21 protein-coding genes are annotated in these 21,649 nt (G+C 71.7%); 6 read left to right on the plus strand and 15 right to left on the minus strand.

The genetic code is table 11. The annotated features are described in order from the left end of the window. Positions 1 to 27 precede the first annotated feature (27 nt). The 5 genes from ACX80L_RS12055 to ACX80L_RS12075 all read left to right on the plus strand — a co-directional run bounded on the left by ACX80L_RS12055 (position 28) and on the right by ACX80L_RS12075 (position 3,970). On the plus strand, positions 28 to 735 hold the full coding sequence (locus ACX80L_RS12055) for a TetR/AcrR family transcriptional regulator C-terminal domain-containing protein (protein WP_459289927.1): 708 nt from the start codon (positions 28 to 30) through the stop codon (positions 733 to 735). Positions 736 to 744: 9 nt separating this feature from the next. After that, positions 745 to 1,578: an aldo/keto reductase gene (locus ACX80L_RS12060; protein WP_459289929.1), complete on the plus strand. Its 834-nt coding sequence runs from the start codon at positions 745 to 747 to the stop codon at positions 1,576 to 1,578. After that, positions 1,578 to 2,450: an alpha/beta fold hydrolase gene (locus tag ACX80L_RS12065; protein WP_459289931.1), complete on the plus strand. Its 873-nt coding sequence runs from the start codon at positions 1,578 to 1,580 to the stop codon at positions 2,448 to 2,450. The genes ACX80L_RS12060 and ACX80L_RS12065 overlap by 1 nt, the downstream gene beginning before the upstream one ends. Then, positions 2,447 to 3,583: a glycosyltransferase family 4 protein gene (locus ACX80L_RS12070; protein ID WP_459289933.1), complete on the plus strand. Its 1,137-nt coding sequence runs from the start codon at positions 2,447 to 2,449 to the stop codon at positions 3,581 to 3,583. The genes ACX80L_RS12065 and ACX80L_RS12070 overlap by 4 nt, the downstream gene beginning before the upstream one ends. Before the next feature lie 102 nt (positions 3,584 to 3,685). After that, a complete protein-coding gene (locus ACX80L_RS12075) occupies positions 3,686 to 3,970 on the plus strand; it encodes a hypothetical protein (protein ID WP_459289935.1) in 285 nt (94 codons plus the stop codon). Positions 3,971 to 4,003: 33 nt separating this feature from the next. Here the strand turns inward: ACX80L_RS12075 and ACX80L_RS12080 are convergent, their stop codons facing one another. The 13 genes from ACX80L_RS12080 to pyrR form a co-directional block, all read right to left on the minus strand. Further along, positions 4,004 to 6,154, minus strand: a complete 2,151-nt coding sequence (locus ACX80L_RS12080) for a primosomal protein N' (RefSeq protein WP_459289937.1) — start codon at positions 6,152 to 6,154, stop codon at positions 4,004 to 4,006. 45 nt (positions 6,155 to 6,199) lie between these two features. Beyond that, positions 6,200 to 7,411 (minus strand): methionine adenosyltransferase, encoded by a 1,212-nt coding sequence (gene metK, locus ACX80L_RS12085; protein WP_133080577.1) that lies wholly within the window; start codon positions 7,409 to 7,411, stop codon positions 6,200 to 6,202. Between the two features lie 86 nt (positions 7,412 to 7,497). Further along, positions 7,498 to 8,712, minus strand: coding sequence for a bifunctional phosphopantothenoylcysteine decarboxylase/phosphopantothenate--cysteine ligase CoaBC (coaBC, locus tag ACX80L_RS12090; protein WP_459289939.1), 1,215 nt, complete (start codon positions 8,710 to 8,712; stop codon positions 7,498 to 7,500). Positions 8,713 to 8,743: 31 nt separating this feature from the next. Beyond that, positions 8,744 to 9,004, minus strand: a complete 261-nt coding sequence (gene rpoZ / locus ACX80L_RS12095) for a DNA-directed RNA polymerase subunit omega (protein ID WP_055771293.1) — start codon at positions 9,002 to 9,004, stop codon at positions 8,744 to 8,746. A gap of 42 nt (positions 9,005 to 9,046) precedes the next feature. Further along, complete coding sequence (gene gmk / locus ACX80L_RS12100; RefSeq protein WP_133080579.1) at positions 9,047 to 9,616, minus strand: guanylate kinase; 570 nt, start codon at positions 9,614 to 9,616, stop codon at positions 9,047 to 9,049. Positions 9,617 to 9,626: 10 nt separating this feature from the next. Further along, positions 9,627 to 9,965 (minus strand): integration host factor, actinobacterial type, encoded by a 339-nt coding sequence (gene mihF, locus ACX80L_RS12105; RefSeq protein ID WP_133080580.1) that lies wholly within the window; start codon positions 9,963 to 9,965, stop codon positions 9,627 to 9,629. A gap of 166 nt (positions 9,966 to 10,131) precedes the next feature. Then, on the minus strand, positions 10,132 to 10,983 hold the full coding sequence (gene pyrF / locus ACX80L_RS12110) for an orotidine-5'-phosphate decarboxylase (RefSeq protein WP_459289942.1): 852 nt from the start codon (positions 10,981 to 10,983) through the stop codon (positions 10,132 to 10,134). After that, a complete protein-coding gene (gene carB, locus ACX80L_RS12115; RefSeq protein WP_459289944.1) occupies positions 10,973 to 14,278 on the minus strand; it encodes a carbamoyl-phosphate synthase large subunit in 3,306 nt (1,101 codons plus the stop codon). The genes pyrF and carB overlap by 11 nt, the downstream gene beginning before the upstream one ends. Further along, complete coding sequence (carA, locus tag ACX80L_RS12120; protein ID WP_459289946.1) at positions 14,278 to 15,627, minus strand: glutamine-hydrolyzing carbamoyl-phosphate synthase small subunit; 1,350 nt, start codon at positions 15,625 to 15,627, stop codon at positions 14,278 to 14,280. The genes carB and carA overlap by 1 nt, the downstream gene beginning before the upstream one ends. After that, positions 15,624 to 16,172, minus strand: a complete 549-nt coding sequence (locus tag ACX80L_RS12125) for a PH-like domain-containing protein (RefSeq protein WP_133080584.1) — start codon at positions 16,170 to 16,172, stop codon at positions 15,624 to 15,626. Before ACX80L_RS12125 ends, carA begins: the two co-directional genes overlap by 4 nt. Continuing rightward, the gene (locus tag ACX80L_RS12130) at positions 16,160 to 17,533 is read right to left on the minus strand and encodes a dihydroorotase (protein ID WP_459289948.1); all 1,374 of its coding nucleotides are present in this window, start codon (positions 17,531 to 17,533) and stop codon (positions 16,160 to 16,162) included. The genes ACX80L_RS12125 and ACX80L_RS12130 overlap by 13 nt, the downstream gene beginning before the upstream one ends. Next, complete coding sequence (locus tag ACX80L_RS12135) at positions 17,530 to 18,558, minus strand: aspartate carbamoyltransferase catalytic subunit (protein ID WP_459268186.1); 1,029 nt, start codon at positions 18,556 to 18,558, stop codon at positions 17,530 to 17,532. The genes ACX80L_RS12130 and ACX80L_RS12135 overlap by 4 nt, the downstream gene beginning before the upstream one ends. Beyond that, positions 18,555 to 19,142: a bifunctional pyr operon transcriptional regulator/uracil phosphoribosyltransferase PyrR gene (pyrR, locus tag ACX80L_RS12140; RefSeq protein WP_133080587.1), complete on the minus strand. Its 588-nt coding sequence runs from the start codon at positions 19,140 to 19,142 to the stop codon at positions 18,555 to 18,557. Before pyrR ends, ACX80L_RS12135 begins: the two co-directional genes overlap by 4 nt. Before the next feature lie 96 nt (positions 19,143 to 19,238). Here pyrR and ACX80L_RS12145 point away from each other — a divergent pair, with 96 nt between their 5' ends. After that, the gene (locus ACX80L_RS12145) at positions 19,239 to 20,546 is read left to right on the plus strand and encodes a PrsW family intramembrane metalloprotease (RefSeq protein ID WP_459289950.1); all 1,308 of its coding nucleotides are present in this window, start codon (positions 19,239 to 19,241) and stop codon (positions 20,544 to 20,546) included. A 102-nt stretch (positions 20,547 to 20,648) separates the two neighbouring features. Here the strand turns inward: ACX80L_RS12145 and nusB are convergent, their stop codons facing one another. Beyond that, positions 20,649 to 21,059 carry a transcription antitermination factor NusB gene (gene nusB, locus ACX80L_RS12150; RefSeq protein WP_208741214.1) on the minus strand — a complete coding sequence of 137 codons (411 nt, stop codon included), beginning with the start codon at positions 21,057 to 21,059 and terminating at the stop codon, positions 20,649 to 20,651. After that, positions 21,056 to 21,619 (minus strand): elongation factor P, encoded by a 564-nt coding sequence (efp, locus tag ACX80L_RS12155; RefSeq protein ID WP_133080590.1) that lies wholly within the window; start codon positions 21,617 to 21,619, stop codon positions 21,056 to 21,058. Before efp ends, nusB begins: the two co-directional genes overlap by 4 nt. Positions 21,620 to 21,649: the final 30 nt, after the last annotated feature.

Genomic DNA, 21,649 nt, shown 5'->3' on the forward strand with positions numbered 1-21,649 from the left:
TACGAAAAGACGAGGGGCAGGAGCGCCATGAGTGCACGAACGGAACCGGGGGAACGGACCCCGCTATCGCGCGAGCGGGTGCTGCAGTGCGCGCTCGCCCTGGCGGACCGCGACGGCATCGCCGGCCTGACCATCCGCACGCTCGCACGGGAGCTCGGCAGCAGGCCGATGAGCCTCTACTACTACGTCGCCAACAAGGAGCGGATCCTCGACGGCATCGTGGATCTCGTCTTCGCGGAGGTCCACCTGCCCGTGATCGGCAACCCGTGGCGCGAGGAGATGCTCGCCCGGGCCCGCTCGATGCGGGAGGTACTGCGCCGCCATCCCTGGGCGGTGGGACTGCTCGAGTCGCGGACGAGCCCGGGCCCGGCGACCCTGCGGCACCACGACGCGACCCTGGGCACGCTGCGCACGGGCGGATTCACGCTCCGCGCCACGGCCCACGCCTACGCGCTGCTCGACAGCTACCTCTACGGGTTCGCCCTGCAGGAGGCCGCCCTGCCGCTCAGCGGCGCCGAGTCCGTCCCCGACGTCGCGGCGCCGATCATGGAACACTTCGCGGGCGGGCAGTACCCCTGGATGATGGAGATCGCCACCGGGATCGTGCTGCAGCCCGGCTACGACTTCGGGGACGAGTTCGACCACGGCCTGGGACTGATCCTCGACAGCATCGATCCCGCCGAACGACGCGCAGGACCGGGTGAGGGGGCACCGGCCGCAGGACGATCTCGGTAGAGTTCCCCCATGACCTCCTCCGTCCCCCGCGCCGCCCTCGCCGACGGGACGTCGATCGACGTCGTCGGGTACGGCGTCTACAAGGTCCCGCCCGAGGACACCGCCCGGCTCTGCTCGACGGCGTTGGACGTCGGGTACCGCCTGCTCGACACGGCCGCCCTGTACGGCAACGAGGAGGGTGTGGGAGCAGCCGCCCGCGCGTACCTCGAGACCGGCGCCCGCGACGACCTCTTCCTCACCTCGAAGGTGTGGAACGACGACCACGGATTCGACGCCACCCTGCGCGCCTTCGACGCGACGATGCAGCGGTTGGGCCTCGAGGAGCTCGACCTCTACCTCATCCACTGGCCCTGCCCGTCGAAGGGGCTCTACGTCGAGACGTGGCGCGCCCTCGAACGCCTCCGTGCCGACGGACGCGTGCGGTCCGTCGGCGTCTCCAACTTCCAGCAGCCGCACCTCGAGAGGCTGCTCGACGAGACCGGCGTCGTGCCGGTCCTCAACCAGGTGGAACTCCACCCCTACCTGCAGCAGCGCGACCTGCGCGCCTTCCACGCGCAGCACGGCATCGCCACCCAGGCATGGAGCCCCCTCGGCCGCGGCAACGTCCTGCAGGACGCCGTCGTCGGTCGCATCGCGGCCGACCTCGGGAGGACACCGGCGCAGGTGATCCTGCGATGGCACCTGCAGCAGGGCATCCTCACGATCCCGAAGGCGAGTTCGCGGGAGCGGATCGGCTCCAACCTCGACATCCTCGGGTTCGCGCTCGACGACGGACAGGTCGGGGCCCTCGACGCGCTGGACCGGGACCAGCGATTCGGCTCGCACCCCGACCGGGTCGGCTGATGCGCGATGCCACGGTCCGGACCCTGCGCTGGGAAGGCACCCTGCAGCGCATCTGGGACTATCCCGCCGTTACGGCGCCCGGCGAGGCGCCCCGCGGGACGATCGTCATGGTGCACGGCTTCCGGGGCGACCACCACGGACTGCTGCGCCTCGTCGAGGAGCTGCCCCGGCACCGCGTCATCCTGCCGGACCTGCCCGGTTTCGGGCAGGGCCAGGCGCTGGCCGGCACGCACGACGTAGCCACCTACGCCCGCTTCATCAGCGACTGCACCCGGCTCCTCGCCCCCGACGCGCCCGTCCTGCTCGGCCACTCGTTCGGTTCGATCGTGGCCGCGGAGGCCGCCGCCGGCTCCCCGGGCCTCGCCGGGCGCGTGGTCCTCGTCAATCCCATCAGCGCTCCGGCGCTCGAGGGACCCAGCCGCACCGCCTCCCGGCTCGCCGAGGGATACTACGTGGCCGCCGACCGCCTGCCCGAGGCGGCCGGGCGCGCCCTCCTGGCGAATCCGGTGATCGTCCGCGGCATGAGCATCTTCATGGCCAAGACGAAGGACCGGACCCTGCGACGCTGGATCCACGGGCAGCACGACGCCTACTTCAGTTCCTTCGCCGGCCGTCGGGTGGTCCTCGAGGCCTTCCGGGCATCGATCTCGGGCACCGTGCGGGACCGGGCCGCGGACCTGCGAATGCCCGTCCTGCTCATCGCGGCGGATCGGGACGACATCGGTTCCGTGGCGAGCCAGCGCGACCTCGCAGGGCTCATCCCGGACGCACGGCTCGAGGTCATCGCGGACGTCGGGCACCTGGTGCACTACGAGAAGCCGCGCGAAGCGGCGCTGATCATCGAGGAGTTCCTGGAGGACACAGCCCCATGAGGATCCTGTTCGACGCGCGCTTCACGCGCACGGACCACCACGACGGCATCAGCCGGTACGGCGCGAGCCTGATCGCCGCGCTCGCGGAGACGGACGACGTCGTCATGCTCGTCAGTGATCCCCGGCAGCTGGCCCTGCTGCCCGACGTGCCGTCCGTGCTGGTCAACAGCCCGCTCTCCCCCGCCGAACTGTTCGTCGCCCGGCGCATCAACCGCCTCCGGCCCGACGTCGTCGTGTGCCCCATGCAGACGATGGGCTCGTGGGGCCGCAGATACCCTCTCGTCCTCACGCTGCACGACCTGATCTACTACCAGAACCCCCTGCCGCCGTCCTTCCTCCCCCTCCCGGTGCGCCTGCTCTGGCGGCTGTACCATCTCGCCTACTGGCCGCAGCGCCTGCTGCTCGACCGGGCCGACGTGGTCGCGACGATCTCCGACACCACGGCGGCCCTCATGGCGGAGCACAGGCTCACCCGCAGGCCCGTCCTGCTCGTCGGCAACGCCCCGCAGCCCACGGAACGCCGGCGGGACCCTGACGCGCCGCGCTCGCCGTCGCTGCTCTACATGGGCTCCTTCATGCCGTACAAGAACGTCGAGACCCTCGTCCGCGCCATGGCCCTGCTGCCCGGGCACACGCTCCACCTGCTCAGCCGCATCACGCCCGAACGCCGCGCCGAACTCACGGACCTGGCGGCGGACGAGCAGCGCATCGTCTTCCACGGGGGCGTGACGGATGCGGAGTACGAGGACCTGCTCCACGACTCGACGGCCCTGCTCACGCTGTCCCGGGCGGAAGGCTACGGCCTGCCCATCATCGAGGCGATGGCCACCGGCACGCCCGTCGTCGCGAGCGACATCCCGATCTTCCGTGAGGTCGGGGGCGAGGCAGCCCTGTTCGTCGATCCCGGGGACCCGGAGGACGTGGCCTCGGCGGTGCGGAGCCTCGACGACCCCGCGCGGTGGGCCGCAGCATCCCGCGCCGGGCTCGAGCGTGCAGGGAGCTATTCCTGGGAGGTGTCCGCGGAGCAGCTGCGGGGTGCCTGCCGGCGTGCGGTGTCCGAATACACCCGGCGGCGGCGACGCGGGCGCACCCGGTCGGTCCCGAGGCCGGAGGACGGGGCGAAGGGCTCATGACGCGCCCTTCCCGACGGACCCCGCGACCGCCGGTTCCCCGACCGGGGGTTCCCGGACGGGGAGCGGCGGGGCACCAGCCGCTCCCCCGGGCAGGCTCCTGACATGGATCTCCAGTGCCCGGCGACGGCCGTCCTCGTCGACGACGCGGGCATCCCGCCGTCGTGGCTGGCCCGGCTGCCGATCGCCGGGCGCTTCGGGTGCCGAGGGCACGAGGCCCTCGTGGCGCTCGTGAACGCGACGGCGGACCTGTACCGCGGCGAGACCTTCGTGGTCGCCGCACCGTCGCCGGACATCGAGGAGGCGCTGCGGAGCCAAGGCGTGGCGGCCGTCGTCCCCCTCGTGATCGAGGTCGACTCCGAGGGCTGGCGCCGCGTCCCCCCGCCGTGACGGAGGCCGCCCGGAGCACGTGGCGCAGGCCGCCTAGAGCACGTCCAGCGCATCGAGCCGGATGTGGACGGGCTCGCCCGTCCGCTTCGCCGACAGCGCGGCCCGGCGTGCGCGCAGCTGCCGCGTGATGCCCGCAGCGGCACGGTAGGGGAAGAACAGCAGGACGCGGTGGGAGCCCTGGCCGGCCAGGGCCTCCGTCGCCGCCCGCCCCGGCGAATCCGCACCGCGCCCTGCCGCGGCGGCGGCACGCGCGGCGAGCATCGCCTCCCGGCGCACATCGGGCGGAATCGGGGCCGGGCCGACGACGCGCGCGGCCCCCTCCGTCTCGACGCCGTCGAGGAAGTGGGTGAGGGCCTCCCGGGTCCCCGTCAGCACCGCGTACCGCACGGCCGGAGGCAGCCCGAGCTCCTGCCGCTCGACGAGTTCGCGGGCGGCGGCGCCCGCAGGATCCCAGCGCACGAGGTGCCCCACCGCGACGTCGTCGTCGCCCTTGATCACCACCGTGCCGCCAGCCGTGGACGGACGGGCGAGGATCGCCGCCGAGAACCACCGCCGGAGCGCGTCCTCGCCCGCACGCAGCGACTCGCGGCTCAGCAGGGCGTTGCCGTCGAGGAGGATGACGGCCGCGTAGCCGCCGGGGGCCACGGGTTCCGCGCCGGGCGTCGCGACGACGACGGCGGGGACATCGCGGACGGTGTCGACGATGTGCTCGCCCGCCGAGGAGACGACCGGCACGCCCGGGAACGCCCTCCCCAGTTCCTCCGCGGTCCGGGTGGCACCCGCGACGGTCGCCCGGACCCGCGTGCCACCACATTCGGCGCACGACCAGGAGTTGTCCGGCCGCCCGCACCAGCGGCACACCAGGGGGGCATCCCGTCCGGCCTGGGCCAGTGGCCCGGCGCAGGCGGAGCAGCGGGCCGGGTGGCGGCACCGGTCGCAGGCCAGCGCCGGCGAGAAGCCGGTCCGCGCGACCTGCAGCAGCACGGGGCCGTGCCGGAGCCCAGCCTGCGCCGCGGCCCAGGCGGCGTGCGGGATCCGGGCCTGCGCGGCCAGCGGGTCCCGCTCCATCTGGTAGGCGTCGGCCGCGTGGACGACGCGTGGCGTGGACCGTCGCACCTCGGCGCGGTCCGCCTGGATGGCGCGTGCCCACCCCGTGTCGACGAGGCGCTGGGACTCGGTGGTCCGGGCGAAGGATGAGAGCAACACCGCGGCACCCTCCTGCTCGGCCCGCAGGAGGAGCACGTCGCGGACGTGCTGGTAGGGTGCGCGCTGCTCGATGTGCTGGTCGTCGCCGTCGTCCCACAGGCAGAGCAGCCCGAGGTCGCGCACGGGGGCGTAGGCGGCGGAGCGCGTGCCCACCGCGACGGTCGCCGTGCCCGTGAGGAGGCGCAGGAAGTTGCGGTACCGCGGCGTGGCTCCGTCCTCGCCCGTCAGGCGGGCGACGGCGGCGGCACCGAGCCGGGCGGTGAGGGCGGCCTCGACGCGCGCGAGGTCGCGCTGGTCGGGGACGACGACGACTGACCCCCGCCCCGAGGCCGCCGCGGCCGCCACGGCATCGGCGATCTCCTCCGTCCAGGCCCTGGCGCCGAAACCACCCAGGCTCGTGAGGACGGCCCGGGGCGATTCCCCGGCGGTCAGGTGCTGGAGGAAGGCGGAGCCGCTCGGGTAGCGCCGGAAGCTGCCGGACGACGGGCCTGCCGCGACGGGCGCGGCGCCGTCGGCCGCCTCGGGGGGGAACTCGGCCTCGACACGGGCCATGCGCGGCGGCACGGCGGAGCGCAGGACGTCGCTCACCGTGCCGACGGACCGCGCGGCGACCGCCGTCGCGAGCGCCAGGACCTCGGGCGTCAGCACCCGGTGCGGGGAGACGACCTTGCCCAGCGGCAGGAGCGTCGCCGTGGTGCTGGCCTCGTCGACGCGTTCGGCCAGGAAGCCCGCCTGCTCGCGGCCGGCGAACCGCACCTTGACCCGCACGCCGGGCTGGGCCTCGGCGTCCATGGCGGCGGGCACCGCGTAGTCGAAGAACCGGTCGAGATGCGGGAGCTGGGCGTCGAGGACGACCCGCGCCACGGGCAGGGCGGACGCGCGCTCGGGATCGGTGCGCGGCAGCTTCGCAGCGCCGAAGCCGTGCAGCAGCGACAGCTGGCCGTCCGTGCCGCCCGAATCCCGCTTCGTCTCCGTCATGATGTCGCCGGGACCGGCGTGCGCCGGCCGCCGTCCCCTCCCGCCTCAGGCGTCGAAGTAGCTCCGGAGCTTGTCGACGCGATCGGTACGCTCCCAGGTGAAGCCGTCCTCCTCGCGGCCGAAGTGGCCGTGCGCCGCGGTGCGCTGGTAGACGGGGCGCTTCAGGTCGAGGGCGTTGATGATGCCGAGGGGCCGGAGGTCGAAGATCTCGCGGATCGCCGTGCCGATGGCCAGCGGGTCCACGGTCTCGGTGCCGAACGTCTCGACGTAGATCCCGACGGGCTGGGCCATGCCGATGGCGTAGGCGATCTGGATCTCGGCCCGGCGGGCGAGGCCCGCCGCCACGACGTTCTTCGCCACCCAGCGCATGGCGTACGCGGCCGAGCGGTCCACCTTCGACGGATCCTTGCCGCTGAACGCTCCGCCGCCGTGGCGTGCCATCCCGCCGTAGGTGTCCACGATGATCTTGCGGCCGGTGAGTCCGGCATCACCCACGGGTCCGCCGATCACGAAGGCGCCGCCGGGGTTGAGGATGTGGCGCACCGAGGACGTGTCGAGCTCGGAGTCCGCCAGGACCGGCGCGATGACGTGGTCGGCGAGATCGGCGCGGAGCTGCTCGAGGGACACGTCGGCGGAGTGCTGGGACGAGATGACGACGGAGTCGATGGAGACCGGCCGGTCGCCGTCGTACCCGATGGTCACCTGGGTCTTCCCGTCGGGCCGCAGGTACGGGAGGGTGCCGTCCTTGCGGACCGCGGTGAGGCGCTCCGAGAGGCGGTGCGACAGCCAGATGGGCGTGGGCATCATCACCGCGGTCTCGTCGCTCGCGTAGCCGAACATGATGCCCTGGTCCCCGGCACCCTGGGCGTCGTAGGGGTCGACGCCGGTGCCCTCACGGGTCTCGAGGGAGGTGAACACACCCGAGGCGATCTCCGCGGACTGCTGCCCGATGGACACCGAGACGCCGCAGCGGGCGCCGTCGAAGCCGTTGGCCGAGGAGTCGTAGCCGATGCCGAGGATGGTCCGGCGGACGATGTCGGGGATCTCGACGTACGCCTCCGTGGTGACCTCGCCCGCCACGTGCACGAGGCCCGTGGTGACCAGGGTCTCGACCGCGACGCGGGAGTCGGGGTCCTGCTCGAGGAGCCCGTCGAGGATGGCGTCGCTGATCTGGTCGCAGATCTTGTCCGGATGGCCCTCGGTGACCGATTCCGAGGTGAAAAGGCGCAGGGGGGACTCAGTGCTCGGTGGATTCACGTGCCCACTCTACTTGGTCGGGGGGACGGTCCGGCCCGGCTGCGCCGCGACGGAACGGGCGCGGCGGACCGGAGGGCGCCCGCGCATCAGGGGGCGAGGAGCCGCGCGGCGTGCCTGATGACGGCGTCGGCGACGGCGCGCTTGGAACCCCGCACCGGAGCGGACTCGGTGCCGTCGGCGCCCAGGATCGTGACGGCGTTGGAATCCTCGCCGAAGACGAGGTCAGAACCGACGACGTTGAGGACGAGGAAGTCGCAGCCCTTCCGCGCGAGCTTGGCCCGGGCGTGCGTCAGCGGATCGGCCGTCGCGTCTCCCGTCTCGGCGGCGAATCCGGCGATCACGAGCGGCTCCGAGCGCCCCTCCCGCGCGAGCACGGCCTCGCGGAGGACGTCGGGGTTGCGGACGAGGGTGATCACGGGATCCGAGCCGTCGTCGCGCTTCTTGATCTTGGTGGCGACGACCTCGGCGGGCCGGAAGTCCGCCACGGCAGCGGCCATCACGAGGACGTCCGTTGCGGGCAGGGCCTCGAGGACGGCGTCGCGCAGCTGCAGCGCGGACTCGACCCGTACGACGTCGCACCCGGGCGGCGGGGCGACGTCGGCGTGAGCGAGGACGAGGGTCACGTGTGCACCCTGCGCGAGTGCCGCTTCGGCGAGGGCCATACCCTGCTTGCCGGACGAGCGGTTGCCGAGGAAGCGCACGGGATCGAGGGCCTCCCGGGTACCTCCGGCGGAGATGGTCACCCGCCTGCCCCGCAGCGGACCGGAGCCCCCGCTGCGGGCGACGGCGTCCATCGCCGCCGCGAAGATGTCGGCGGGCTCGGGGAGCCGGCCGGGACCCGAGTCCGCACCGGTGAGTCGACCGGAGGCCGGCTCCATGACGGTGACGCCGCGCGAGCGGAGGGTGGCGACGTTCGCCCGGGTGGCCGCGTGCTGCCACATCTCGGTGTGCATCGCCGGGGCCAGGAAGACGGGCCCGTGCGCCATGAGGAGCGTGCCGGTCAGGAGGTCGTTGGCCAGGCCCGCGGCGGCGCGCGCGAGGACGTCCGCGGTGGCGGGGGCGACGACGATGAGGTCGGCCTCGTGGCCGAGCCGTACGTGGTTGACCTTGTCGACGTCGTCCCAGACGCTGTTGCTCACCGGGTTGCCCGAGAGGGCCTCCCAGGTGGCGGTCCCGACGAAGCGGATGGCGGCGTCGGTCGGGATGACGGTGACGTCATGCCCGGACTCCGTGAAAAGACGGAGGAGGGATGCTGCCTTGTAGGCCGCGATCCCTCCTCCGACACCAAGTACTATGCGCACCGGTCGTCCGTGGCCTGCTTCGGGGGCCGGACTATTCGGACTGTTCCATGGGCGAGGACACGAGCATGCCCTCGTTGATCTCCCGCAGTGCGATGGAGAGGGGCTTCTCGTTCAGCTTCGTGTCGACGAGGGGGCCGACGTACTCGAAGAGCCCCTCGTGGAGCTGGGAGTAGTACGCGTTGATCTGGCGGGCACGCTTGGCGCCGTAGATCACGAGGGCGTACTTCGAGTCCGAGGCCTCCAGCAGAGAGTCGATCGGCGGGTTGATGATGCCTTCGGGCTGAGTTGACACAAAATCTCCAAATATTAGGCGGAACGGCTGCTGCGGGGCTTCTCAGCGCTGCAGCGGACGCAGTCCCATCAGTGATACGAGCTCGTCTGCCGCATGCTCCACGGAGTCGTTGACGACGGTGTGGTTGAATTCCGGCTCGGCGGCAAGTTCCAGTTTAGCGGTTTCCAGCCGTTGCTGCTGTTCCTCGGGCGTTTCGGTGCCGCGGCCCACGAGGCGGCGCACCATCTCGTCCCAGCTCGGCGGGGCGAGAAAGACGAAGTTGGCCTCCGGCATGCTCTCCTTGACCTGCCGCGCGCCCTGCAGGTCGATCTCGAGGAGCACCGTGCGGCCCTCGTCCATCGCGGCCTGGACCGTGCGGCGCAGCGTCCCGTAGCGGTTGCGGCCATGGACCACGGCCCACTCCAGCAGCTGACCGTCGGCGATGAGCGAGTCGAACTCCTCGGGCGAGACGAAGAAGTAGTGCACGCCGTCCACCTCGCCGGGTCGCGGCGGGCGCGTGGTCGCGGAGACGGAGAGCCACACCTCGGGGTAGTTGTCCCGGATGTAGGTCGAGACGGTTCCCTTGCCGACCGCCGTCGGGCCGGCGAGGACAGTCAACCTGGGCTGCAACACAAACGCTTCCTTACTTGCTGGCCGAGCCAGAATGATGGTGTTCGAGGTATGAGACGAGAGCCGTGCGCTGGTGGATGCCGAGGCCTCGCACGCGACGTGTCGCGGCGATCCCGACCTCCGCCATGATCGCCGCCGCCCGGACGTCCCCGACGCCGGGCAGTGCCTTGAGGAGATCCAGGACCCGGAGGCGGCCCACGGCGTCCTCGCCGCCGGAATTCTCGATCACGTCCGCCACTGAGAGCTTACCGGTCTTCAGTCGGGCCTTGATGTCCGCCCGCACCGCCCGTGCCGCCGTCGCCTTCTCGCGTGCCCGCGTTCGCTCGACGTCCGTCAATGGCTTGAGGCTCACGGGTGCTCCCTGCGCTGGACGCCGCCCTGCAGGACGGCGACCGCTCGTCGGATGGATCGCCCGAGGAGGACTCGGGCCGGGACGGAGATCGAACGGGACCGGCACGGGGTCGGTCCGGAACCGAACCTACCGGGCGCACCCGTCCGAAATCAATGCGCGCCCCGGCTCAACGGAGCCCGTCGCGCGTCCGCTCGGCGGCGGAGCGCAGGTTCCCGCCGTCGGGCCCGGCGGCCAGGATGGCGCGGCTCGACGTGGGGAGCACGAACGGCAGGGCCGATCCGAATGCGGCGGCGAGTTCCTCCTGCCCCGCACCCTGGGCGCCCACCCCGGGCGCGAGGATCGGGCCGTTGAGTGAGGCCAGGTCCAGGCCGAGCCGGTGTGCCGCGTCGCCGATCGTCGCCCCGACGACGAGCCCGACGGATCCGGGACCGGGGCCGACGTTCTCGGCTGCGGCGGCGCGGGCGATGGACCGCGCCACGGACTCCTCCCCGCCGGCATGCTGCACGGTGCGGCCCTCCGGGTTCGAGGTCAGCGCGAGGACGAACACGCCGCGGCCCGTGGCCGCCGCGAGATCGAGCGCGGGACGGAGCGACTCGAAGCCCAGGTAGGGGTTGAGCGTGACGGCGTCGGCGGCGAGGGGCCGGCCCTCCCCCAGCCACGCCTCCGCGTACGCCTGCATGGTCGAGCCGATGTCGCCGCGCTTCGCGTCGGCGATGGTCAGGACGTCGGCCTCCGCTGCGCGCACCAGGAGCGTCTCGAGGACGGCGAGTCCGCGTGCCCCGTGGCGCTCGTAGAGGGCCACCTGGGGTTTCACGGCCGCCGCCACGGGCCCGACGGCGTCGAGCACCGCGAGCGAGAATCGTTCGAGGCCGCCCGGCGAGTCCTCGAGCCCCCAGGCACCCAGCAGGGCGGGGTGGGGGTCGATGCCGACGCAGAGGCTGCCCCTGGCGGCGCGGGCCACGGCGAGCCGCTCCCCGAAGGGGGCGCGGCGCGCGGCGGCGCCGGCCTCAGGAGGCATCGCGGGCCTCGGTGGAGGCTCGCAGGTTCGCCGCGTGTTCCTGCAGGCTCGTGACGGACCACTCGTAGGAACGCATGGCCTCGATCGCCTGGACGGCGGCCCCCACCTCGGGGATGGTGGTGATGACCGGCAGCCCGTAGGAGGTCGCGGCCGCCCGGATCTCGTAGCCGTCTCCGCGCGCCTGGCCGCCCGAGGGCGTGTTGATGATCATGTCGATGCCGCCCTCGGTGATGAGGTCGACGACGGTGCCCCGGCCCTCGCCCGCTCCCTCGGCGACCTTGCGGACCGTGGTCGCCTGGATGCCGTTACGGCGGAGGACGTCCGCGGTGCCGCCGGTCGAGACGATCTCGAAGCCGAGGTCCACGAGGCGCTTGACCGGCATGATGATCGAGCGCTTGTCGCGGTTCGCCACCGACACGAAGACCTTGCCGCGGACGGGCAGGGCCGCGTTGGCCGCGGCCTGGCTCTTGGCGAAGGCGGTGTCGAAGTACTTGTCGATCCCCATGACCTCGCCCGTCGAACGCATCTCCGGGCCCAGCAGCGAGTCCACCACGGTGCCCTCCGGCGTGCGGAAGCGGCTGAACGGCAGGACGGCCTCCTTGACGGACACCGGGGCGTCCAGCGGGAGGGATCCGCCGTCGCCCCTCGCGGGCAGCAGGCCCCGCGTGCGGAGCTCGGCGACCGTGACCCCGGTCCCGATGAGCGCGGCGCCCTTGGCGAGCTGCACGCCCGTGGCCTTCGACACGAAGGGCACGGTCCGCGAGGCGCGGGGGTTCGCTTCGAGGACGTAGAGCACGTCCGAGGCGAGGGCGAACTGGATGTTGATGAGTCCGCGGACGCCGACCCCTTCGGCGATGGCGAGCGTCGCCTCGCGGACGCGCTGCAGGACGTCGGCACCGAGGGTGATGGGCGGCAGCACGCACGCCGAGTCGCCGGAGTGGATCCCGGCCTCCTCGATGTGCTCCATGATCCCGCCGAGGTACATCTCCGTGCCGTCGTACAGGGCGTCGACGTCGATCTCGATGGCGTCCTCGAGGAAGCGGTCGATCAGCACGGGGTGCGCCTCGGTGATCTCCGTGGCGTTCGTGATGTAGCGGGAGAGGTTGGCCTCGTCGTAGACGATCTCCATGCCGCGGCCGCCCAGCACATAGGAGGGGCGGACGAGGACGGGGTAGCCGATGTCGTCGGCGATCGTCCTGGCGTCCTCGAAGGACACCGCGGTGCCGTTCTTCGGCGCGATGAGCCCGCCCGCGTCGAGGACGCGGCTGAAGGCCCCGCGGTGCTCGGCGAGGTCGATGGCCTCCGGCGAGGTGCCGAGGATCGGGATGCCGGCGTCGGCCAGTTCCTGGGCGAGCTTGAGCGGTGTCTGGCCGCCGAGCTGCACGAACACGCCGAGCACGCCACCGGTACGCTGCTCCGCGGCGATGACCTCCAGGACGTCCTCGAGGGTCAGCGGCTCGAAGTACAGGCGCGTGGAGATGTCGTAGTCGGTGGAGACCGTCTCGGGGTTGCAGTTGACCATCACGGTCTCGTAGCCGGCCTCGCGCAGCGCCATGGTGGCGTGGACGCACGAGTAGTCGAACTCGATCCCCTGGCCGATCCGGTTGGGTCCGGAGCCGAGGATGATGACCGAAGGCTTCTCGTGCTGCTCCACCTCGTCCTCCTCGTCGTAGGACGAGTAGTGGTACGGCGTGTAGGCCGCGAACTCCGCGGCGCACGTGTCCACCGTCTTGAAGACCGGGCGGATGCCGAGGGCGTGCCGGACACCGCGTACGACGGCGTCGGGGGTGGAGGTCAGCAGCCCGATCTGCTCGTCGGAGAAGCCGTGGCGCTTGGCGTGCCGCAGCACGTCCTCCGTCAGGTTCGGCGCCGAGCGCACCTCCTCGGCCACCTCGTTGAGGAGCACGAGCTGGTCGAGGAACCACGGGTCGATCCCGGTGGCCTCGTACAGCCGCTCCACGCTCGCGCCGCCGAGCAGCGCGCGCTGCACCTGCGAGAGTCGTTCGGTGGTGGGGCGCTTCGCAGCCTCGACGAGGGCGTCGACGTCCTCGACCGCGACCGGGGCGAAGGACAGCTGGGAGCCCTTCTGCTCGAGCGAGCGGAGCGCCTTCTGGAGCGCCTCGGTGAAGTTGCGGCCCATCGCCATCGCCTCGCCGACGGACTTCATGGTGGTGGTGAGCGTGGGGTCGGCGGCCGGGAACTTCTCGAATGCGAACCGCGGGACCTTGACCACCACGTAGTCGAGCGTCGGCTCGAACGAGGCCGGGGTCTTCAGGGTGATGTCGTTCGGGATCTCGTCGAGCGTGTAGCCGAGGGACAGCTTCGTCGCGATCTTGGCGATCGCGAAGCCCGTGGCCTTCGACGCCAGCGCGGAGGACCGCGACACGCGCGGGTTCATCTCGATGACGACGACGCGCCCGGTGTCCGGCTCGACGGCGAACTGGATGTTGCAGCCGCCCGTGTCGACGCCGACCTCACGGATGACGGCGATGGAGATGTCGCGGAGGCGCTGGTACTCGCGGTCGGTGAGGGTCAGGGCCGGCGCCACGGTGATGGAGTCGCCGGTGTGCACGCCGACGGGATCGAAGTTCTCGATGGAGCAGACGACCACGACGTTGTCGTTCTTGTCGCGCATCATCTCGAGCTCGTACTCCTTCCAGCCGAGGATGCTCTCCTCGAGCAGGACCTCGCTCGTGGGGCTGTACTGCAGGCCCTGGCCGACGATCCGGCGCAGGTCCTGCTCCGTGTACGCGAGTCCGGACCCGAGGCCGCCCATCGTGAACGAGGGACGGACGACCATCGGGTAGCCCAGGTCCTCCGCCGCCACGAGGGCCTCGTCGATCGAGTGGATGATGGCGGAGCGGGCGGACTCGGCACCGCAGCGCTCGACGACGCCCTTGAACTTCTCGCGGTCCTCGCCGAGCTCGATGGCGGCGATGTTCGCCCCGATCAGCTCGACGCCGAACTTCTCCAGGACGCCGTTCTTGTCGAGGGCGATGGCCGTGTTCAGCGCCGTCTGCCCGCCGAGGGTCGGCAGCAGGGCGTCCGGCCGCTCCTTCTCGATGATCTTCGCGACGACGTCTGGCGTGATCGGCTCCACGTAGGTGGCGTCCGCGAACTCGGGGTCGGTCATGATCGTGGCGGGGTTCGAGTTCACGAGGATGACGCGCAGGCCCTCCTCGCGCAGGACGCGCAGCGCCTGGGTTCCCGAGTAGTCGAATTCGGCGGCCTGGCCGATGACGATCGGCCCTGAGCCGATGACCAGGACGCTCTTGAGGTCGGTTCTGCGGGGCATCAGTTCTCTTCCTGCGTGGTGCTGCTCTGTTCTGCGGGGCTGTGCCGGGGCTGCGTGCCCGTCACCTTGGATCCGTGCGTGCCGAGTTCTGCGGCGGCCGCACGCTCGAGCGCCTCCGACTCGGAGGGGGCATCGAGGGCCGAGGCCGCGCGGGCGTCGCCCGAGCCCGCTCGTTCCTTCTCGGTCTGGATGAGGTCGATGAAGCGGTCGAAGAGGTAGGCGGAGTCGTGGGGACCCGCCGCCGCCTCGGGGTGGTACTGGACGGAGAACGCGGGCAGGTCCAGGCACGCGAGGCCCTCGACGACGTCGTCGTTCAGGCTGACGTGGCTGACCTCGACGCGGCCGTAGCGTCCGGCGGGCGCCTCGACGGGGCCGTCGAGGGGCGCGTCGACCGCGAAGCCGTGGTTCTGCGACGTGATCTCCACCTTGCCGGTGCGGCGGTCCAGGACCGGCTGGTTGATGCCGCGGTGGCCGTAGCGGAGCTTGTACGTCCCGAAGCCGAGGGCGCGTCCGAGGATCTGGTTGCCGAAGCAGATGCCGAAGAACGGCATCCGCTCGTCGAGCACGCGCCGGAGGAGGTCCACCTGCGCGTCCGCGGTGGCCGGGTCACCCGGGCCGTTGGACATGAACACGCCGTCGGGCCGGGCGGCCGCGATGTCGTCGAAGGTCGCGCCGGCCGGCAGGACGACAGTGCGTACGCCGCGCTGCGCGAAGTGCTTGGGCGTCATGGCCTTGATGCCGAGATCCAGAGCCGCGATCGTCGCCACCGTCTCGCCTGTCCAGCCGTGGTCGGCCGGCTCGACGACGTACGCGGCGTCGATGCTGACCTCGTCGGCCAGGCGCGCGCCCGCCATGGACGGCTGGGCGACGACCTGCTCGAGCAGCCGGCCCTCCGACTGCGAGGCGTCCTCGCCGGAGAAGATCCCGGCACGCATGGCGCCGCGCTCGCGCAGGTGGCGGGTGATGGCGCGCGTGTCGACGCCCTCGATCCCGACGACGCCCTGCTCGCGCAGCTGGTCGTCGAGGCTCTGCTCGGAGCGCCAGTTCGACGGGCGCCGTGCGGCGTCGCGGATGATGTACCCGGCCACCCAAATCCGCCGGGACTCGGCGTCGTCGGCGTTGACCCCGGTGTTGCCGATGTGGGGCGCCGTCTGGACCACCAGCTGGCGCGCGTAGGAGGGGTCGGTGATGGTCTCCTGGTAGCCGGTCATGCCGGTGGCGAAGACGGCCTCGCCGAGGGCGGTGCCCTCGGCGCCGTAGGCGCGGCCGCGGAAGGTCCGCCCGTCCTCGAGGACGAGCACCGCGGGTGCCTTCCGATGGACCGGTGCCTTGGATTGGACGGTGCTCACAGCTGTTCCCTGCCTTCGGGGGTCGGTGGAGTTCGGTGGTGGGTCGTAGCGGGGGGTGGGGCCGGCACGAGCGCCGCGACGGCGGCGACGAGCTGGGCCTTGGAGGCGGCATGGCGGGTCCGGAAGCCCGTATCGACCCGCTCGGTGCCGAGGAGCCAGGTGATCACGACCAGGCCCTCCTTCTCGACGAACTTGCCGGTCATGCCGCTGGCGAGGTGGACCGACGTGAGGTCGGTGCGCGGGATGTACACGGAGCGTGCACCCGTGCGCGTGATCAGGACACCGGCGGCGTACACGGTGGCGACGGCGTTGCCCCGCAGGCCCAGCCCGTGCACCGCGATGCGGTCGAGCCAGTCCCCCGCCGTCGTCGTCGCGACGTACTGGCCCTCGGCCTCGTAGAGTACGGGGCCGGGATCGGCGGGGGCTTCCGGGGGTTCGGCGACGTCCGCCTGGCGGCGGAGCCGGTTGCGCCAGCCGAGGGCCATCAGGGCGACGACGACGACGATGATGCCGACGGCGAGGGCCACCCAGCCTAGATACTCCATGCCGGCGCCTCCTGGGCGGTCGCAGGTCCCGCGGCCGGCCGGGGCGTGGCCAGGCGTCCGTCGAGCACCGTGGGGTGGCCGCCGTAGAACGTGGCCCGCACGCTGCCGGGCAGCTCGAGGCCGCGGAAGGGGCTGTTGCGGCCCTTCGTGGCCATGGTCGCGGGATCGACCGTCCACCGCGCTGCGGGATCGACGAGGATCAGGTTCGCGGGCTCGCCGGCCGCCAGGGGACGGCCCTGGTGGGCGAGGCGGCCGATCCGGGCAGGGGCGACCGACGTGACCCGGGCGAAGCCCTCCCAGTCGAGCAGGCCGGTCTCCACCATCGTGTGCTGCACCACCGACAGGGCGGTCTCGAGGCCGGTCATGCCCATCGCGGCCTGGGCCCACTCGCACTCCTTGTGCTCGCTCGGGTGCGGGGCGTGGTCCGTGCCGACGACATCGATGGTGCCGTCGGCGAGGGCGGCCCGCAGGGCGTGGACGTCGTCGGAGGTGCGCAGCGGCGGATTGACCTTGTAGACCGGGTCGTAGCTGCGGACGAGTTCATCCGTGAGGAGCAGGTGGTGCGGCGTGACCTCGGCGGTGACGTCGATGCCGCGTGCCTTGGCCCAGCGGATGATCTCCACCGACCCCGCGGTGGACACGTGGCAGACGTGCAGCCTCGACCCGACGTGCTGGGCGAGCAGGACGTCGCGGGCGATGATGCTCTCCTCCGCGACGGCGGGCCAGCCGGTGAGCCCGAGGACCGCCGAGACGTCGCCCTCGTTCATCTGGGCACCCTCGGTGAGCCGCGGCTCCTGGGCGTGCTGTGCGATGACGCCGTCGAAGGCCTTGACGTACTCGAGCGCCCGGCGCATGAGCACCGGATCGGAGACGCAGACGCCGTCGTCGGAGAAGACCCGGACCGACGCGCGGGACTCCGCCATCGCCCCGAGTTCCGCGAGCCGTTCCCCGCCGAGACCCACGGTCACGGCGCCCACCGGGCGGACCTCGACCCAGCCCGAGGCGAGGCCGAGGCGGTACACCTGCTCCACGACACCCGCGGTGTCGGCCACGGGCGAGCTGTTGGCCATGGCGTGGACCGCCGTGAAGCCACCCAGTGCGGCAGCGCGCGATCCGGTCTCGACGGTCTCGGCGTCCTCCCGGCCCGGCTCGCGCAGATGCGTGTGGAGGTCCACCATGCCGGGCAGGGCCACGAGGCCCCCGGCGTCGATGGTGATCGCGGCCGCCGAGGCGTCAGCCGCCGCGGACGGCCCGACGGCGGCGAGAACGCCGTCGCGGACCAGCAGGTCCTGCGGGGCGCCGCCTGCGATCGAGGCGCCCACGATGAGGTATTCGGGCAGAGTGCTGGTGTTCGACGTCACTTGATGCGGCCTTCCGGAGTCGTGGCGGGCAGTTCGTCGTGCATCTCGCCGTCCTGCTCGTCGTGGTGGTCGCCCGAGAGCAGCAGGTAGAGCGCCGCCATGCGCACGGACACCCCGTTGCGGACCTGGGCGAGCACCGTGGAGCGGGGCGAGTCGGCCGCGGCGGAGGAGATCTCGAGCCCGCGGTTCATGGGTCCGGGGTGCATGATGACCGTGTCGTGCAGGCCCATCGTGTCGAGCAGCGCGAGGCGTCCGTCGTCGAAGCCCCAGCGCCGCGAGTACTCGCGTGTCGACGGGAAGAACGCGGCGTTCATGCGCTCCGCCTGCAGGCGGAGCATCATGACGGCGTCGGGGCGCTGCGCGAGGGCGTCGTCGAGGTTGTAGTACACCGTGCAGGGCCAGGAACCGACGCCGACGGGCAGCAGCGTGGGCGGGCCCGCGAGCAGGACCTCCGCACCCAGGGTCGTCAGGAGCCACACGTTGGAGCGGGCCACCCGGGAGTGGAGGACGTCACCGACGATCAGGACCTTCATCCCGGCGAGCGTGGTGCCGGCCGAGGGGCCGCCGCCGATCCGGGCCCAGTGGCGGCGCAGCGTGAACGCGTCGAGCAGTGCCTGGGTGGGGTGTTCGTGGGTCCCGTCGCCGGCGTTGACCACGGCCGCGTCGATCCAGCCCGACGCGGCGAGGCGGGCCGGTGCCCCGGACGCCGGGTGGCGGATGACGACGGCGTCCGCGCTCATCGCCTCGAGAGTCTGGGCCGTGTCCTTCAGGGATTCCCCCTTCGACACGGAGGAGCCCTTCGCCGCGAAGTTGATGACGTCCGCGGACAGGCGCTTGGCCGCGGCCTCGAAGGAGATGCGCGTCCGCGTGGAGTCCTCGAAGAAGAGGTTCACCACGGTGCGTCCGCGCAGGGCCGGGAGCTTCTTGATCTCCCGCTCCCCCACGGCGGACATCTCCTCGGCGACATCCAGCAGGCGCAGGGCGTTCCTCGCGGAGAGGTCCTGGGTGCTGAGCAGGTGCTTCACGCGCGGTCCTCGATGACGACCTCGTTCACCGCGGAACCCCCGATCAGGTCGATCTCCGCGAGGTGGACCCGCACGCGCTCGCGGGACGACGTCGGGAGGTTCTTGCCGACGTGGTCGGCACGGATGGGCAGCTCCCGGTGCCCGCGGTCCACGAGGACCGCGAGGCGCACGATGCGCGGGCGTCCGAGGTCCGCGAGGGCGTCGAGGGCCGCACGGATGGTGCGTCCCGAGTACAGGACGTCGTCGACCAGCACCACGACCTTGTCGTCGATGCCCGACGGCGGGAGCTGGGTGGCGAGCGGCGAGCGGGTGGGATTGCGCTGGAGGTCGTCGCGGTACAGGGTGACGTCGAGCTGTCCCGTGATGAGGTCCGCGTCGACGGACGGGTCGACGGCCGCGATCTTCTGGGCGAGCCGCTGCGCCAGGGGGAAACCCCTGCGCGGGATGCCGAGGAGGACGAGATCACGCGGCCCCTTGTTCGCCTCGAGGATCTCATGGGCGATGCGCGTGAGAGCGCGGTCGATGTCTGCTTCTGCGAGAACGACGCGCTTGTGGATGCCGGTTTCCGAGGCAGGCACGTTCATAACACGCTTCCTCCTTCCCCGCCTCACTGGACGGAATTTAAAGGCTGGTTGCACCGTCAAAACTATCACAGCGCCGCTTGCCCCTAGGGTTGCACCATGGCGAGAAACGATTCCGGAGCAGGCGCGGGCGGCCCGCGGTGGAACGGTCCCGGGGGCGTGGACCACCACCCCGACGGCCACCATCGACCGCGGCAGCAGCCGCAGCAGCAGGGCTGGTGGGGCGAGACCACGGTACGGCACCACCGCCCGGCGCCCGCCCGCACCGCAGGGCACCCCTTCCAGCCCGTCTGGAACCAGCCTCCCCCGCGCCGCCACCGCGTGCTCAACGTGCTCCTCGTGATCGTCGCGGCCCTCGTCGTGGCAGGCGTCCTGCTCCTGCTCTCCCTGTCGCTGGGTCCGTCCGCGTTCCTGCTCTGCGGCATCCTCGCCCTCGTGCCGCTGGGCATCTGCCTGCTCGGCCTGCGCTGGATCGACCGGTGGGATCCCGAACCGCGCGGCGCCCTGCTCTTCGCGTTCCTCTGGGGTGCCGGCACCTCCGTCGTCGTGACGCTGCTGCTCGGCACCTATGTCGTGGAACTGCTGGTCAGCGCGCTCGGCACCACCTCACCGGAGGTGATCGGGCCGGTGCTGCAGGCGCCACTGGTCGAGGAGTTCGCCAAGGGGCTCGGCGTGCTGATCCTCGTCTACACGCGTCGTAGCCATCTCGACGGCCCCGTGGACGGCATCGTCTACGCGGGGACGGTGGCGGCGGGCTTCGCGTTCACGGAGAACATCCTGTACTTCGGTTCCGCGGTGGCGGAGTCGGGGAACGCCGGCGCGCTGGTGGGCGTCTTCATCCTGCGCGGCCTGTTCTCGCCCTTCGCCCACGTCATGTTCACCTCGCTGCTCGGCTTCGTCCTCGGGTTCGCGCTGAGCCGTGGCGGCGGGAACACCCGGATCCTCGGGGCCTTCGTCCTCGGACTCCTCCCGGCGATCGCGGGGCACATGCTGTGGAACGGCGGCACCCTCGTGCTGTTCAACGATTTCTTCCTGTTCTACCTCGTGGTCCAGGTGCCGCTGTTCGTCGCCGCGGTGATCTCCGTCGTCCTCCTGCGCCGCTCCGAGCGCCGCCTGACCGAGGCACGGCTCGGCGACTACGCCCGGGCCGGCTGGTTCACGCCCGAGGAGGTGCGGATGCTGGCGACGCGCCCGGGCCGGTCGCAGGCGCTCGCCTGGGCGCAGTCCGTGGGCGCCGAGCGGGACATGCGCGCGTTCATCCGCACCGGATCGCGGATCGCCTACACGCGGCAGCGCATGCTGGGCGGACGGCGCGACGCCGACTACGCCGCCGAGGAACGCAGGCTCCTGGACGACGCCACGCAGCGGCGCGCGCGGATCTTCCAGCTGGCATCGGCCGCCCGCTGACGCGCACCCGCACGCTCCCGGCCGGGGACGCGGGAAGCTCCCGTCGACGGCCCGGAGGGCGATCAGCGGGAGCTTCCGGTGGCGGAGGATCCGTCGGCGGAGCTACGCGAGCAGGGTCGGCTTGAGCTGCTGCAGCCGGCCGAGGAGGCCGTTGACGAACTTCGGCGACTCGTCGGTGGAGAGGACCTTGGCGAGCTCCACGGCCTCGCTCACCGCGACGCCGTCGGGGACGTCGTCGTTGTACAGCAGTTCCCAGCTGCCGATCCGCAGGATCATGAGGTCCACCGCGGGCATGCGGTCGAGCGTCCAGCCCTGGGAGTAGGTGCTGAGGAACTCGTCGATCTGCTCCTGGTGCTCGAGGACGCCCTCGACGATGTCCACCGTGTAGTCGGCGATGACCATGTCCGTCTTCTCGCGGCGTGCGCGGATGACCTCGAGGGCAGGCATTTCGCGCTGCGTCGATTCGAAGAGGATGTCGAGGGCCCGGCGTCGGGCCTTACTGCGGGCGCTCACTCGTTGACGCGTCCCAGGTACTCGCCGGTCCGGGTGTCGACCTTGACCTTGGTGCCGTTGCCCAGGAACAGCGGGACCTGGATCTCGTGGCCGGTCTCGACCGTCGCGGGCTTGGTGCCGCCGGTCGAGCGGTCGCCCTGCAGGCCCGGCTCGGTGTAGGTGATCTCCAGCGTGACGGACGCGGGGAGCTCGACGTAGAGCGGTGAGCCCTCGTGCATGGCGATGGTGGCCATCTGGCTCTCGAGCATGAAGTTCGCGGCGTTGCCGACCACCTTGCCGGGCACGGTGATCTGGTCGTAGTCCGTGGTGTCCATGAAGACGAAGTCCTCGCCGTCCTTGTACAGGTACTGGTAGTCGCGGCGGTCCACGGTGGCCGTCTCGATCTTGAGGCCTGCGTTGAAGGTCTTGTCGACCACCTTGCCGGAGAGGATGTTGCGGAGCTTGGTGCGGACGAATGCTCCACCCTTGCCGGGCTTGACGTGCTGGAATTCGAGGACGTTCCAGAGGTTGCCCTCGAGTTTCAGCACAGTGCCGTTCTTGATGTCGTTCGTGGTCGCCACAGATTCACTTTCGTCGGTTTCGCGGATGGA

It is taken from the genome of Arthrobacter sp. MDT1-48-3, from assembly GCF_054511015.1.